At 48.8% G+C, this 15420-nt stretch carries 13 protein-coding genes; 2 read left to right on the forward strand and 11 right to left on the reverse strand.

Annotation, left to right across the window (positions count from 1 at the left end):
* Positions 1 to 21: 21 nt before the first annotated feature.
* From B160_RS0119865 to B160_RS0119880, 4 genes are read right to left on the reverse strand one after another with little or no spacing between them, the layout of a single operon-like run.
* A complete protein-coding gene (locus tag B160_RS0119865; RefSeq protein ID WP_018629684.1) occupies positions 22 to 999 on the reverse strand; it encodes an AAA family ATPase in 978 nt (325 codons plus the stop codon).
* Positions 1000 to 1010: 11 nt separating this feature from the next.
* Complete coding sequence (locus B160_RS0119870; RefSeq protein ID WP_018629685.1) at positions 1011 to 2234, reverse strand: DUF4350 domain-containing protein; 1224 nt, start codon at positions 2232 to 2234, stop codon at positions 1011 to 1013.
* Positions 2235 to 2248: 14 nt separating this feature from the next.
* Positions 2249 to 3010, reverse strand: coding sequence for a hypothetical protein (locus B160_RS30805; protein ID WP_018629686.1), 762 nt, complete (start codon positions 3008 to 3010; stop codon positions 2249 to 2251).
* Positions 3003 to 3980, reverse strand: coding sequence for a stage II sporulation protein M (locus tag B160_RS0119880; protein WP_018629687.1), 978 nt, complete (start codon positions 3978 to 3980; stop codon positions 3003 to 3005). The genes B160_RS30805 and B160_RS0119880 overlap by 8 nt, the downstream gene beginning before the upstream one ends.
* Before the next feature lie 218 nt (positions 3981 to 4198).
* Between B160_RS0119880 and B160_RS0119885 the strand changes: the two genes are divergently transcribed.
* The gene (locus tag B160_RS0119885; RefSeq protein ID WP_018629688.1) at positions 4199 to 5023 is read left to right on the forward strand and encodes an RDD family protein; all 825 of its coding nucleotides are present in this window, start codon (positions 4199 to 4201) and stop codon (positions 5021 to 5023) included.
* Positions 5024 to 5078: 55 nt separating this feature from the next.
* Here B160_RS0119885 and B160_RS0119890 read toward each other — a convergent pair whose 3' ends face one another.
* From B160_RS0119890 to B160_RS0119915, 6 genes are all read right to left on the reverse strand, one after another.
* A complete protein-coding gene (locus tag B160_RS0119890; RefSeq protein WP_018629689.1) occupies positions 5079 to 6503 on the reverse strand; it encodes an efflux transporter outer membrane subunit in 1425 nt (474 codons plus the stop codon).
* Positions 6504 to 6519: 16 nt separating this feature from the next.
* Complete coding sequence (locus B160_RS0119895; RefSeq protein ID WP_018629690.1) at positions 6520 to 9669, reverse strand: efflux RND transporter permease subunit; 3150 nt, start codon at positions 9667 to 9669, stop codon at positions 6520 to 6522.
* A 3-nt stretch (positions 9670 to 9672) separates the two neighbouring features.
* On the reverse strand, positions 9673 to 10869 hold the full coding sequence (locus B160_RS0119900; RefSeq protein WP_018629691.1) for an efflux RND transporter periplasmic adaptor subunit: 1197 nt from the start codon (positions 10867 to 10869) through the stop codon (positions 9673 to 9675).
* 18 nt (positions 10870 to 10887) lie between these two features.
* Positions 10888 to 11349, reverse strand: a complete 462-nt coding sequence (locus B160_RS29750; RefSeq protein ID WP_018629692.1) for a GbsR/MarR family transcriptional regulator — start codon at positions 11347 to 11349, stop codon at positions 10888 to 10890.
* Between the two features lie 137 nt (positions 11350 to 11486).
* Entirely contained in the window at positions 11487 to 12410 is a 924-nt protein-coding gene (gene miaA, locus B160_RS0119910) for a tRNA (adenosine(37)-N6)-dimethylallyltransferase MiaA (protein WP_018629693.1), read from the reverse strand.
* 84 nt (positions 12411 to 12494) lie between these two features.
* Positions 12495 to 13064, reverse strand: a complete 570-nt coding sequence (locus B160_RS0119915; RefSeq protein WP_018629694.1) for an IS1096 element passenger TnpR family protein — start codon at positions 13062 to 13064, stop codon at positions 12495 to 12497.
* A gap of 755 nt (positions 13065 to 13819) precedes the next feature.
* Here B160_RS0119915 and B160_RS0119925 point away from each other — a divergent pair.
* The gene (locus B160_RS0119925; protein ID WP_018629695.1) at positions 13820 to 14665 is read left to right on the forward strand and encodes a sugar phosphate isomerase/epimerase family protein; all 846 of its coding nucleotides are present in this window, start codon (positions 13820 to 13822) and stop codon (positions 14663 to 14665) included.
* Positions 14666 to 14828: 163 nt separating this feature from the next.
* Here the strand turns inward: B160_RS0119925 and B160_RS0119930 are convergent, their stop codons facing one another.
* Positions 14829 to 15269: a hypothetical protein gene (locus tag B160_RS0119930; RefSeq protein WP_018629696.1), complete on the reverse strand. Its 441-nt coding sequence runs from the start codon at positions 15267 to 15269 to the stop codon at positions 14829 to 14831.
* Positions 15270 to 15420: the final 151 nt, after the last annotated feature.

A 15420-nucleotide genomic window follows, 5' to 3' on the forward strand; every position in this document is an offset into this window, starting at 1 on the left:
TAGAATTTAAGATTTAGCATGTTACCTCGGTATTTCCAGCCCGTTGATCATTTGTTTAATGACCTCGTTCTCTGTAACGCCCTCCATTTCTTTTTCGGGCGAGAGGATGATCCGGTGCCTCAGAACCGGAGCAGCTACGGTGATCACGTCATCCGGCGTTACAAAATCCCTGCCGCAGATGGCCGCCATTGCTTTGGCAGCGTTCATGATCGAAAGCGATGCCCGGGGCGATGCGCCCAGGTACACAGCTTTGTTATTCCGGGTTTGGTGCGTGAGCTTTGCAATAAACCCCAAAAGTTTTTCTTCGATGATGATGGCTTTTACCTGCTGCCGCAGCTGATTGATCTGTGCGCCGGTCAATGCCTGCCGGACATGATCCAGTACATGCTGGTTTCCGAGCTGATGGAACCGGCGGAGGATCAGGAACTCTTCTTCTTCAGTGGGGTAGGGTACCTCAATTTTAAAAAGAAAACGGTCCAGCTGTGCCTCGGGCAAACGGTATGTGCCTTCCTGCTCAATAGGGTTTTGCGTAGCAATGACCATGAATGGCGTATCCATGACATGGGTTTTCCCGTCAACAGAAACCTGCCGCTCTTCCATTACTTCCAGCAGCGCTGCCTGCGTTTTGGCGGGGGCGCGGTTGATCTCATCCACCAGGATGATATTGCCGAACACCGGTCCTTTCTTAAATTCAAAACGTGCATCGGCCGGGTTGAAGACCGGGGTGCCAATAACATCGGATGGCATAAGGTCCGGAGTGAACTGGATGCGTGAAAAAACAGCATTTACCGAACGTGCCACCAGCTTTGCCGTAAGCGTTTTGGCTACACCGGGCACGCCCTGTATGAGCACATGACCATCTGCCAGCAACGCTGCAATAATGAGCCGGACCATTTCATCCTGGCCGATGATGATCTTTTTGATCTCGTTGGTGATCTCTGTTACGGCCTGGTTCAGGTCATTGAGATTGACGCGGTTCTCAAAAATTGGTTCTTCCATGTATCTTGTTTTTAGATGCTGTTATAAAATTTTTCGATATTCGTTTGTAAAATGATAAGATCCGCATCGGAGATGGCCCTCTCGGTGCTAACCTGTTTTATCTGGTAAACGATGGCTGTGACAAGGGGAATGTTTACCCCGCTTTTATGGCTTACCTCCCGTATAAAGTCTTCATTCAGTTCCTTTGAAAAGATATGATATTTATTCCGCAGATGCTCCAAAAAATAAGCGCTCATTTTCTGGGCCAGGTTTCCGTTGTCTCTTTTTTCATAATAGAGCAGCCCCATTGTTTTTACAAAATCCAACGTATCATTTTTAGGGCGCTCCATTTGCGGGATGAAACGCTGCCGCCGCCGCATTTCGAGCAAGGCAAAGATCAGCAACAACAGCAAGGCCAGCAAAATACCGCTGCGGAAGGCTTTTTGCTTCATAATGGAAGCGAACCAGCTCTTGCCGCCGCTATCGTCATATTTTCTTTTGCGGTAGTATTCATCCCAGATGATGGTTTGGGTTTCGCCGGGGATCATGGAGAAGACCTGGCTGAAGTATTGGATGTTGTTTTGATACAGCAGGAAATAGTTGCTGAAGGCCATAGGAGAGAGATGGAGGAAAAGGGACCCTTTTCCTTTTTTTAATTGAATAAAATTAGCCCGGCCGTCATGGCCCCGCCCCAGGATCCGGGTGGTATTCCTGTCGGTTCTTACAAAATACCCTTCCAGCGCCACGCCAGGGTAGCTTGTGGCATAGGCTTTCTGCAACGGGATGGAATCCAGTTCCAGGTGCAGGGTGTCGGGCCCGTAATCGGCAAACGGGTAGGAATACAGTACCCCGGTGCTGACACGGGCATCGATCTGTTGTTCCAGCTCATCGCCGGGCTGGAAACAGCTGATGAATACATTGTTGCCTTCTTCAATAAAGTTCATCAGTTCATCCAGCTCATAAGACGAAAGCGCCATCCGGGGGCCAATGCTTACAAAAAGCCGTCCGGTTCTGCCATGGCTAAAGAGGGTGTCGTTCAGGATGTTCTTTGTATTTTCAATAATGCCTGCCCGGGGAAAGAACCGTTTCAGGCTATGGTAGGCAACATAAGTGCCATAGGGGTTTTTGTCTTCCTTTTTGAAGGAGACAAATGTGCTGGGCTTTTTCTCCGAGTTTTTTTGCGCTCCCTTTGCAAACAGGAAGAGCAGCACAATGATCAGCAAAAGCCCCAGGAGGTATGGAAGGTATTTTTTCAAATGACCGGTGATTGTTACAGTTTTTGTTTGAGGTGCTGGAAGGTGTTGTTTATTTTCTGATACATGATTTCGGAGATGTCAAACAGCCCATACCAGCTGTACTCGTAGTTACGCGTTGCCGTAAAAAAATCATCGTAGTAACCACTGGAACGCATCTGCGTGAGGTACTCAAAATTTGTTTTGTCCGGCAAAAAATGGATCAGTTCCCTATCGGAAAGTTTTTTTAACAGCTCGAGGTATTGCAGGCGGATGGCGAGCCGGTAGTCCTTTTGTTGCAGCGCCATGCGGATGGAGGTTGCGTAGTCTATAGAGAAAATATCCTGGTGGTCTTCCTGAATGGCTGCCACTGCCAGCGTGGTGCTTTTTTTTCTGAATAGGATAAAATTATTGGCTGTAAGGTACCATACCAGCAATAGCACAAAGATGGCGATATAAGGAAGCACCGTAAAAAATGCCGGTGTGCCCCGCGGGCTTGTTTGCGATGATTTCGTTTTGGGTTGCTTTAAACCGGTCTTCACATAGCCAAAGGCGGCATCTTTCTGAAGGCGGTTGATAAAGCTGTCAGGAACGGTCCGGGCGGAAGTCCGTTCGTTCTCAAAATCTTCAACAGGGATGAATTCCGTGGACGTTGCATCAGTAACAAGCTCTTCGGTATAAACGCCCGATGTCTCCTGGAGCGCTGTTTCCCCGGCTTCCTGCGCAAGTGCGGTGCCCTCCGTCAACAGCAGGCAGCAACAGCAGAACAGCTGAAGTATTTTTTTCAGATGCTTAGGCATACCCTCTTGCGCCCTCCCCGGCAATGGTTCTGCGCCCGCGGGCCAACTGTATGGGATAGATGATAAAATACCAGATGACAAACAACACGGATGCGGTGGTCAGGAATGTTGTCAGCCAGGATAGGTTGTTGTACAATCTTGTAAAAAGTCCTTCAAAGAAAGCTGCTATAATGAAGGCAGGCATGATACCGACCATGATCTTTACACCGTCCCTGGCCCCTTCCCGGAATGCTTCGATGCGTCTTTTTGTTCCGGGAAACAGGAAGCTTTTGCCCAATACAAAGCCGGATGCTCCTGCCAGGATAATGGCCGTGATCTCAAGGGTGCCGTGCACAAATACCACCAGCCAGAACTGGATGCCCAGGCCCTTTGCGGCAAACAACTGATCAAAGATGCCGATCATGGCGCCAGTTTCCGCCAGCTTGTACATTGTAGGGACGCCACAGAAGATCCCGGAGACAAACATCAGGAATGCCACCCGGATATTGTTGATCATAATGCCCAGCCAGCTGAGCACGGGGTTGCCGGTTTCGTAAATGCCGAAAGGGTTACCGTCGGCGATATTGTCCAGCGTCTTCTGCACGTAGTTGTCTCCGAAAAAGTTATTGGCGATCTCCGGATCCCGGGCTGCCACGAAGAAAGCAAGGAGAAAAAAGGTAGTGAACAGTACAAATGCAAATAAGATGGTGTTGCGGTGTTTGTAAATGACCAGCGGCAATTCATATTTCCAGAAATATCCGAGGCGGCTCGACGCTTCCTTGCGGTTCTGATAAATGCTCAGGTACATATCAGAGGCCTGTTTATTCAGGTACCGGGTCGTTTTACCACTGGGGTAAAAAGTTTTGGCATAGGCCAGGTCGTCCACTAATTGCGTAAATGATTGGGCCAGCTCATCCGGAGATTCTGGTGGTTCCTGTTGGTTTTTCAGCCAGCGGTCTTTGTTTTTTTTAATAAACAGTGCTTCTCTCAAGCAAATTGATTTTTGGCCAAAATACAATTTTTATTTAAGAACGTCAATTCTGCCGGTCAAATAACCCGGTAGGTGTATTAACGGTACGGGGATGCGCTGATCGTTGCTCGGGTATCTAAAAACAGGCATCAATCAATCGTTATATGTACGGTCCTGTTAAACGATGATGCTTCATATTGCGATTTTAAACGTATTTTGCCGGGCAAAACACGTTGCCGATGCCGGTAATCAGTATCCCTACATCATTTAATATTGATGTGGCTTTTGAAGTACCCAGCTTTGGAAGACGCATTGCTTCCCTGCTGATCGATATGGCGGTGGAGATCTGTTATCTTATTACGGCTTTCTGGCTATTGGGTAAGCTGGTCGAAAATATGGATCCCTGGGATGAGGACGGCCGTCATAATTTATGGGCCATCCAGTTGTTGGCAATAGCCCCCGTTTTTTTATATCACATTATTATGGAGATCACCACCAATGGCCAGAGTGTGGGCAAAAAGATCATGCATCTCCGTGTAGTAAACAACAATGGAGGTAAGGCCAGTGTCAGCCAGTTCCTGATCCGGTGGCTACTACGGGTTTCGGATCTTTGGATCGTGATCATATTGATCCTGCTGCTGAGCCTGGGAGGCGGGGGCAATATGCAAACGTTTTTTATTTTTATCCTGGGGTTTGGCTTCCTGGTTACCGATATTGTACTGGTTGCATCTTCAAAGCGGGCGCAGCGGATCGGCGACCTGCTGGCACATACGATCCTGATCCGGACCAATAAGCATGAAGACCTGTCGAACACCATTTTCCGCGAAGTGAGAGAGGATTATATACCTGTTTTTCCGCAAGTGATGCATATATCCGACCGGGATCTGAATATTATTAAGAACCTGCTGGACAATGCACATAAGACGCACCGCTATGATCAGCTAAGAACGGCAGCAGACCGTGTAAAGACCTATCTGAAAATAGAAACGGATATGGAGCCTTACCAGTTTCTGGACAAACTGCTTGAGGACTATAATTATCTTTCTACCAGCCAGCATCGTTAAAATAAAAACGGGCAGCCTTGATGCCACCCGTTTTATTATATGGTTGTTTGCCGGTTTATTTCCAGCCGCCGCCCAATGCCTTGTACAACTGAATGATGGCGTTTAGCTTGCCATACTTGGCATCTACATAATTCAACTCCGCCTGTAATTTATTGGTCATGGCCGTGATCACGTCGAGGTAATTTCCCATGCCGTTATTGACCAGTTCCTGGGAGTACCGGGTTGCAGAATCGTATTCCTGGTATTCCTGCTTTTTGAAGTTGATCAGCTTCAGCTGGGCGTCGTAGCTGAACAGCGCGTCGGAAACCTCCTTAGCCGCATTCAGAATGGTTTTTTTATAGCTGTTGTAAGCGATCTGTTGGTTGGCCTGCGATGCTTCGTACTGCGTACGGATCTGGCGTTTGTTCAATATTGGTTGCAATAAGGAACCAGTTGCGGTTGCGAAAAGGGAACTGACGCTGAACAAACGGTCAAAGTCCACGCTTTGCAGCCCGCCGCTGGCACTGAGCGTTAATGATGGATAGAATGCTGCCTTAGCCGCATTGGTCAGGTGGTAAGCATTCATGTACCCGAATTCGGCTGCATGTACATCCGGCCGGTTGGTTAAGAGCTGAACCGGTACTCCGATTGCCAGGGGCGTATTGATCTGTTGCTGATCCAGCGTGTTCCGTTCAATGGGTTGCGGAGGAATGCTCAGCAGCATACAAAAGTAATTTTCCATCAGCTTGATGCTGTTTTCCAGATTTACCAGAATTCCTCTGGAGTTGAGCAACAAAGCTTCGCTTTGTTTTACGGCTACCTGCGTTAACGTACCGGAATTTTTGAGCGCCTTTGTGGTCTCCAGGTTCTCCGCGCGGTAGCGGATGGTTTCTTCGGTGATCTTCTTTTGCTCATCCAGGGACATCAGCTGATAATAGGTATCTGCAATGGCGGCGATCAGATCCGATTTTACCGCCTGGTGCGCAGCCTGCGATTTCAAAAAGTTCGCAACGGCAGCTTCTTTATTGCTTTTTATTTTGCCCCAGATGTCGGCCTCCCAGGACATATTGCCACTAATGCCATACTGTACAAGGTGGAGACGGTTCCCACCGGAAAGCTGCCCCAGTTGTGTATTCAAGGAGTTGGTCTGGTACATAGCGGAAGGACCCGCTGAAAGGGTAGGGAAGAAATTGGCCCTGCCCTGTTTCATGTATGCTTCTGCCGCAGCAATTTGCTGGATGGCGGTACGTATGTCCAGGTTCTCTTCAAGTGCCTTATTGATATATCCCACCAGCTTTTCATCTGTGAACAGCTCCTTCCAGGAGATATCTGCCATCGTGGTGGTATCTTCCGGAAGCTGATCGGTACGGTAGGAGCGGTTGTCCACCAGGTTTTTGGGGCGCTGGTAAGGTTTTGCCACAAAACATCCCGTTAACAGGATCATTGCCAGCAATGACCCCGGTAAGATGGTATATATTGTTTTATTGATTCTTGATTTCATATCTGTTTTTAGACGGTTATTCGGATAGTTTTTCGGCTTTATTGATCTTTATAGGACGTATTTTTTCCTGTAACCACTGGAAGATCACAAACAATACGGGGATCACCAGCAATCCCAAAATCGTACCGATCAACAGCCCGGAGGCCGCACCGGTAGCAATGGAGCGGTTACCAATGGCCCCGATGCCGGTTGCATATACCAGGGGCATCATGCCCGCGATGAAGGCAAAGGAGGTCATCAGGATCGGCCGCAGGCGGGCCTTGGCCGCATTGATGGCCGCCATCGGGATGCTTTCTCCTTTGTGGCGCCGTTGTACTCCAAATTCCACGATCAGGATCGCATTTTTGGCGAGGAGGCCCACCAGCATGATCAGGGCGATCTGGAAATAGATATTGTTTTCCAGTCCAAACAGCCATTGGCCCAGGTAGGCACCCATCACACCCATGGGAAGTGAGATGATCACGGAAAGGGGAATGATATAGCTTTCATACTGGGCGCTGAGAATAAAATAGACAAATACAAGGCTCAGTGCGAAGATGATCAATGTTTGCGAACCGGCATTGATCTCTTCCCTTGTTAAGCCGGAGTAGTCGATGCCGTAGCTGGTGGATAGTGTTGTTTGTGCTACTTCTTGTACCGCTTTGATGGCATCTCCCGTACTGTACCCAGGGTTGGTAGCCCCGGTGAGATCCGCAGAAGAGAACAGGTTAAACCGGGTAACGGATTGCGGACCGTAAACACGTTCCAGGGTCACAAACTGGGAAACCGGCGCCATCTCGCCGCTGCCGGTCTTTATGAAAAAGGAATTCAGACTGTTGGCATCCGTTCTTGATTCGGGCAGGGCCTGTACCATTACGCGGTACTGTTTGCCGTATTTGGTAAAATCAGCGGCATAAATTCCGCCGATATATCCCTGCATGGTGGACAACAGGCTGCTTACCGATACCCCCGCTTCGCTGGCCTTGGGCACATTGATCACCATTTCATACTGGGGGTATTTGGTATTGAAAGAAGTTTGTGCAAACTGGATCTCGGGACGTTTCATCAGTTCTCCAATGAAGCGTTGGGCTGTTCCGTCGAGCTCGCTGATCGACTGCCCTCCTTTGTTGAGCAGGGAAAGCTGGAAGCCGGCGCTGTTCCCGAATCCGGGCACGCTGGGCGGGCTAAAGAAGATCATTCTTGAATCCGGTATCGTGGCGCCCACACCAAACAACTTTTTGGTAATGTCGTCCACACTCTGTCCATCGGTGGAGTTCCGGTCCTTAAACGGTGCCAGTTTAACAAAAGCCAGGCCATAGTTACTACCGGCTCCGGAGATCAGGCTCCGGCCCGTACTAAAGGTAACCCCCTGTATGCCGGGGATCTTCGATGCCTTTGCCGTGAGCTCTTTCATTGCCTGATATGTACGGTCCATGGTGGCACTGGGAGGCAGTTCCACATTGGCAAAGATGATCCCCCGGTCTTCCGCGGGTACGAAGCCGGTGGGTGTATTTTTGCTGATGAAAAAGATGAGCCCGATGGATGCTGCCAGGATGATCAGGGTTACCCATTTATGCCGGATCAGGAAAATGAAGGCTTTCCCATAACGGTTGGTCAGTGTGTTAAAAGCCACGTTAAATCCTGCAAAAAAGCGCTGGAGAAAGTTTTGTTTCCGGTGCTCATGGTCTCCGGTATGCGGACGCAGGATGAGGGCGCAGAGCGCCGGGCTGAGTGAGAGTGCGTTTACTGCGGAGATCAGGATCGCTACGATCAAGGTAATACCGAACTGCTTATAGAACACACCCGTGGGACCACTGATAAAGGTTACCGGAACAAATACCGCCGCCATTACCAGCGTGATGGAGACGATGGCACCGGTAATTTCATGCATGGCGTCCATCGTGGCCTTTTTGGGGTCTTTTTCTCCGTGATCCATTTTGGCGTGGACCGCCTCAACGACGACAATGGCGTCATCTACCACGATCCCGATGGCCAGCACAAGGGCAAAAAGGGTGAGCAGGTTGAGCGAGAAGCCCATCAGGTTGAGGAAGAAGAAGGTTCCTATAATGGATACCGGAACCGCGATCGCCGGAATCAGCGTGGAACGGAAATCCTGCAGGAAGATGTAGACGACGATGAATACCAGGATGAATGCTTCTATCAGTGTATGGATCACTTTTTGGATCGATGCTTCCAGGAATTCATTGGTGTCGTAGTTAATAACATAATGGATGCCCTGTGGTAATGTTTTTTCTGTTTGCGTCAGGTATTTCTTAATGTCTACGATGATCTGCTGGGCATTGGATCCGGGCGTCTGGAAGATCCCCATACTGATACCGGGATGGCCGGAGCTTTCACCCACACCGGCATATGATAAGGCGTCCAGCTGTACAGTGGCCACATCTTTCAGGCGCAGGAAGGCGCCCTGTCCTAATGATTTAATGATGATGTCGTCGTATTGTTCCTTTTCATTGAATTTGCCTTTGTATTTGATCACATATTCGAAGGCGCTTCCGCTGTTCTGGCCTACAGATCCGGCAGCAGCTTCCATACTCTGGCTATTGATGGCGGCCGTTACATCATTGGGCTGTATTCCGTAGGCAGCCAGTTTTTGGGGATCCAGCCAGATGCGCATGGAATAAGATTTTCCGCCAAAAACCGTGGCATCACCTACCCCGTAGATCCGCTTGATGCCCGGAATTACGTTAATGTCCAGGTAGTTCTGAAGAAATACGTCGTTGAGCTCTTTATTGGTGGTATAAAAGGTAACGAACATCAGTGCGCTCGTCTGCTGCTTTTGCGTCACCACCCCGGCGCGGGTCACTTCGGCTGGGAGCAGGGGAGTGGCCCGTGCTACGCGGTTCTGCACGTTTACAGCAGCGATGTCCGGGTCAATGCCTTGTTTGAAAAAGACGTTGATGGTGGCGCTTCCGTCGTTTCCGGCCGTGGAGGTGATGTAATCCATCCCTTCCACACCATTTACCTGTTCTTCAATGGGAATAATCACGCTTTTTTGAACGGTTTCGGCGTTGGCGCCGGTATAGGTTGCCCGTATGTTCACCGTGGGAGGGGCAATATCAGGATACTGTGTTACGGGCAGGGAGATGACCCCCAGGATTCCGAGTAATACAAGTATTACGGAAATAACCGTGGACAGGATCGGTCGGTTGATGAATGTTTTAATCATGTGTTAAAAAACAGGTTTAATGGCTTTAGTAATGCTGTCAAAGTCTGCAGGGCGCGGAATTACCGCTGCTCCATTCCGTAGTCCGCCCACGCCGGCGGCAATAATCGTATCGCCTTTGTTAATGCCGCCCCCCAGCAGGGCCATATTATCGATGCGGTCCAGAACACCCACTACAACGGAGTTTACGGTGTCCCTGCCCACTTTATAAACATAAGTGATGCCCTGCTGCTCAAACGTGGCCGCTTCGGGTACTGCCAGTACATCGGTATAGGTCTTTGGGATTTTTATGGTTCCGCTGTTCCCATTGGCCAGTAATCTTCCCTGGTTGGGAAATGAGACGCGGAACAGGATCGTGCCCGTACCGGGGTCAATCTGTCCGGTAACGGCTTTTACTTTTCCTTTTTGTCCGTAAAGGGATCCGTTTGCCAGCTCCAGGGAAACGGGCGGAATGTTATTGAGTTTTGCGGCCACCGTGAGGCCGGGCGTTTGTTCCAGGAAGTTCAGGTATTCTTTTTCATTCATTGAAAAATAAGCATAGATCTCGCTTACATCCGATACCGTGGTGAGCGGAGTAGGGTCGGTAGGGCCTACGAGGCTACCCACGCGCAAGGGAAGTTTACCAACAACGCCATCGATCGGGCTGCGGATAACGGAATATTCCACGTTGGCTGCTGCGCTGCGGTAGTTGGCCTGCGCCTGGCTGCGGCTGGCTTTTGCCTGCGACAGCTGACTCTGGGCGGAGCGCAGATTGGCTTTTGCCGTTTCCAGCTGCACATTGCTGATGATGTTCTTTTCCACCAGCGGCGTTAATTTATTTACTTCTACCTGGGCCGCATTTACATTAGCTTCGGCGGCGCTGATGCCCGCCTCGGCTGCACCCACGCCGCTTTTGGCGGCGTCCGCGGTTTGCGAAAGGGTATTGGTTTCCAAACGGAACAGTATCTGTCCTTTCCGAACGATCTGCCCTTCGTCTACCAGTACCTGTTTTACGTATCCTGATATTTTTGCACGCACATCATTGTTATTGCGCCCCTGGATGCTTGCCGGGTACGAACTGTAGCCGGTAAGGGTCTTTACCGGAACGGCGATCACGGGATAAGGTCGCGCAGCATTTGGGTTAGGGGCCTGTTTTTTTCCTCCGCAGGCAGCCAAAAGTATGAGGATGATGCTGCTGGTTACAATACTGATCTTTGTATTCATATATGTCCTGATTTCGGGTTATTGGTGTAAACTTTTTACGGTGCTTTCCACTGTTTTTATATGCTTGTCTAAAATGCCGATGTATTGATGGATCCCTTTTATAACCTGCTCATTGGGCGTTTTTGCTTCGCTATTGCACTGGATCATGCGCTGCATTAGTTCTTTTTCCCGTACGAGCTTGTCGAGTATGTTCCCAAAGCGGATCCCCATGAACTTGGGATTGATGCGGTAGTAGCGTTTGCGTGAATCTATGGGAGTAATGTATTCCACGTATTTGTTCTGTATCAGCATCTGCAGGCTGTTGGACAATGAACTCTTGCTGACATTGAACTTTTCCAGCAGTTCATCAAACGTATATCCGTCCGTCTTCGGATCGATCATCATATAAACGTAGATCTTGGCGTTCAACGGTGGAAGCCCGTAAAGATTGCCATAGAAGGCCACCATGTCCTGGTATAATTCTTTTTTTGTTGCTACCATAATTTTGAAAACGAACTGCAAACTTACGGTTAGTTCGGTAAAATACGAACTAACAGGGATTAAAAAATCTTTAAATTCCCTTTTCCCGTAGAAGGGGTACTAACAATAAGCCCTCCTAAAAGTTTGAAAATGAGATGCTATTTTTCTTTTTCCTCCAGCCGGGATTTTATAAGCGGTAAAATAGTCGGGTAAGCGGCGGGTTGTATCCAATGGAACCCCGGCTGTTTTTTAAACCAGGTAAGCTGTCTTTTGGCATAATGCCGTGTGTGTTGCCGGATGAGGGCTACCGCATCCTCTTTCGTAAGGGTCCCGTCAAAATACGAGAATAATTCCTGGTAGCCTACCGTTTGTAAGGCATTGTGATGACGCAGGGGCAGCAGGCTTCTTACTTCCGCTTCCAGCCCGGCGGTCATCATGGCCTCCACCCGTTGGTTGATGCGCTCATAAAGCAGGGGCCTGGGCAGCTCCAGCCCGATGCAAATGGTACCGAAAAGCCGTTGAGCTTTTTTTTGTGATTGAAACCGGAGAATGGACGTTCCGGTAGCTTTTGCTACTTCCAGGGCACGCATCATCCGCTGCGGGTTCTTCATTTCTCCTTTGGCGGCAAAAAGAGGGTCTGCTTTTTCAAGGGTTTCCCGCAGCCAGTCAAGACCTTTTGCCTGATAAGCGGCAATGATCTCTTCCCGGATCTTTTCCGGCACTTGCGGTACCGGATCCAGTCCTTCCAGAAGCGCTTTTATATAGAGGCCTGTGCCACCGGTGAGAATAACAACCGGATGTTGCCGGAACAGCTCTTCCAGTAACTGCAATGCATATGTTTCATAGATCGCCGCATTCATCTCTTCCTGAATGCTATGAGAAGCAATAAAATAATGGGGAACGGTGGTCAACTCTGCTCCCGTGGGCCGGGCCACACCAATTGACAGTTCTTTAAAACACTGGCGGCTGTCTGCCGACAGGATCACAGTATCCAGCTGCCGGGCAACTTCGATGGCTACTGCGGTTTTGCCGACCGCGGTGGGGCCAGCAATGACAATGAGTGTGTTTTTTTGAAAGGACATTGTATGAACAGCAAGAGTCGGGAATGAATGACCGGAGAGGGGCCGGAGACATGCATCCGGATCCGGCGGGCAGCGCTGCAACGGTTAATCGTCCAGCCCGTCGTTATAATCTTCAACGTTTTCGTCTACACCAACATCCTCCCCATCTGCTCCTTTTTCCCCAAAGCCTTCTGCAGACCGGGTGAGGTCATATTTTTCCTCGATGTCAGCAAATTTTTCACCCAGCAGCCCTTTAGTGCCATATTGTTTTGGGCTGATCCCTTCTGTGCGGGTTATTTTAGGATAATCCGCCGGCGTGCTCCCTTCTTTTGAAACATTGATCAGCTCGATTAAAAAATCCCAGTGTTTTTGAAAATCGTAGCTGTATGTAAAGCGTTGGTTTGTATTTTTTATTTCTGAACCGATGGTAGTGGTGCGCATCAGCAGGGGTGCTACTTTATAATTCCTGTCCGGATACTGATCAAGGGTGATCTCCCTTCCTTTCTGCCATTGGTCATTGCTTCTGAAAAAAGTAGCCTGATGTTTATTATCAAATTCAAACGCTTTCAGGATCGTTTCATGCAGGTCAAAAAAGTACTGGGTATGCAGCACTGCAATATCTCTGTAGATACTGTCATCTTCTTCAAAATATACCCTGAATTTTAAAATAGCCATGGTTCGAAGGTACAAAGAATCTGGCAATAGTAGTCAGAACTTATCCTGAGGACGAACCCGGGAAAGCCGGAACCTGTGCGGTGATAGCATTGGTTTGCATGCGCTGTATGGCGGATCCTCCAGGCTGGTTAAAAGCAGGCCAGATGTATTACAACACCTGCCCTAAACCCAGATGACCGGGAATCGGGAATATCATAAAAATGTTAAAGAGAAGAAGGGGTGCTTCCATTTAAAAAGGACCCGGATCAGTGGGTCTGCTTAAGAAGGGGTGTTTTGCTGAAAACCACTTGATTTATTTCTTAAATCTGATCGCAGCAAATACGCCAATGCTGTACAGGAACAAAAAAGCTCCGAATATGGTTAACAAATTGATCATAGTTTATAGTTTGTAATAGTACATTTTCAAGAACCGGGCCAAACCCCTTTTACCTGACTTGATCAGGATCATGCTTCGCTAAAGCCTGGAAATAATCCCTTAAAAGGCCGGAAACTGCAGACCGGCAGCCCGTTCACATTATGGAAATTACAGTGGGAAAGCTTGCTGCCTACGGGAGACCTGCTTTGTGAGGCAGGGCCCATTCGGTTTTTTATTTTTTAAGAAAAAATAGAAGCTGCCAGACGTGATTTCTGCCGTTTGAAGCCGGGCGACGAAAACGTTGTCTTAAAAAAGACGCCAGATCCCGATCCAAAGCGGTAAACATTTAATATTTTTAGGGCATCGTGTACAGATCATTAATATAAACTGAATCAGAAATATGAAACGGATTTGCTTGCTTTTATTATTAGCAATTGACTTAAGTGTGGGCGCACTGGCCCAAGGAACTGCCGGAAAGCGCCCGGATCCCCGGCCACCCGCAGATACCCGCGAGCAATTTAAACTGGGCATGGCCGGTTATACATTTGCAAAGTTTGGGCTGGATACTGCTTTGCAGACCCTGCAGCGTGCCGATGTGCACTATTTATGTATCAAAGATTTTCATCTTCCGTTGAATAGTACCGACGAACAAATTGCAGCATTTCATCAGAAGCTGAAAGAGAAAGGCGTTACCGGGTATGGCGTGGGACCTATTTATATGAAAACAGAGGCAGAGATAGACCGCGCTTTTGCATATGCCCGGAGGGTTGGCGTGAAATTGATCGTGGGTGTTCCCAATTATGAATTGCTCCCTTACGTGGATAAAAAAGTAAAAGAATACGACATGAAATATGCCATCCACCTGCACGGACCGGATATGCCCCTGTATCCGGATGCAGATGATATATGGAAGCATATTAAAGATCTGGATCCCCGGATCGGGATGTGCCTGGATATTGGCCATGATACCCGTGCCGGAAAGGATCCGGTTGCGGATCTTAAAAAGTACCATACCCGGGTGTTCGATATTCACCTGAAAGATGTTACCGGCCCTTCCAAACAGGGTTACTCTGTAGAAGTAGGCAGGGGGATTATTGATTTCCCTGCGTTTGTAAAGATGCTGCGGAAGGTGAAATACACCGGTGTGGTGAGCCTTGAGCACGAGCGCAACATGAACAATCCGTTCATGGGTATTGCCGAATCGGTTGGCTATTTCCGGGCAATAATCGTTGCTACGAAGAAATAACCGGTTAACTTCTAGCAATCAGCGCTGAGCATTTGACTGATGCTATGCGTAACCTGCTGCGCAGATCCTGCAAAGGAGCAGCCGATCCCTGCATTTATAATGGATATGCCAATATTCGGACAGTAGATCCGGTACATCTTGTGGAGTGCATGCACAATGCTCGCTATTGTACAGAAAGGATCAGGTAATCAGCTTCACCCAAATGAATTTCATCGCCCTTTTTCTTGCCTTCCAGGTTGGCATAGGCAGGAGCATCCAGGGGAATACCGATCACCTTTTTATCATTGATGTCCAGCGGCGGAAGCACCACACCCACAAGGAAAAAATGTTCGGTGGTTTCTATCAGCGCGCCGGGGCCGATGTCATTCCTGGATATATTCTGGTATTTTTTTACAATGGCCACTGTATTTTCCGCTGTTTCCTTTGATTGCCGGAGCAGGTTGTATATATCCGTGGCCTGATCCCGCTGGGAAAGCGCATCCAGGTCGGCGGTGGCTTCTGTATCAATGTCGGCATTGCTTTCCTGGGTGTCGATCTCCTGCATAATGCCGGTTGTATCTTTTTCGAGCGCCTTAAGAATGGCGTCCATAATTTCTTTTTTCATTGTTCGCCCGTTTCTTTAAAGTTAAGCATATTTATGCCTCTTTTGGGAGTTGGTAAAAATGGGTGGAAATCGGGCAGGGGTGCCCCGGGGTGGGCCGGTGGTCTTAATTTTAGATCATTGCCAGGCGCTTCCAAGCCTCAATTGCGCATTA

This window comes from Niabella aurantiaca DSM 17617, from assembly GCF_000374125.1.
GTDB classification, from domain to species: Bacteria; Bacteroidota; Bacteroidia; order Chitinophagales; family Chitinophagaceae; genus Niabella; species Niabella aurantiaca.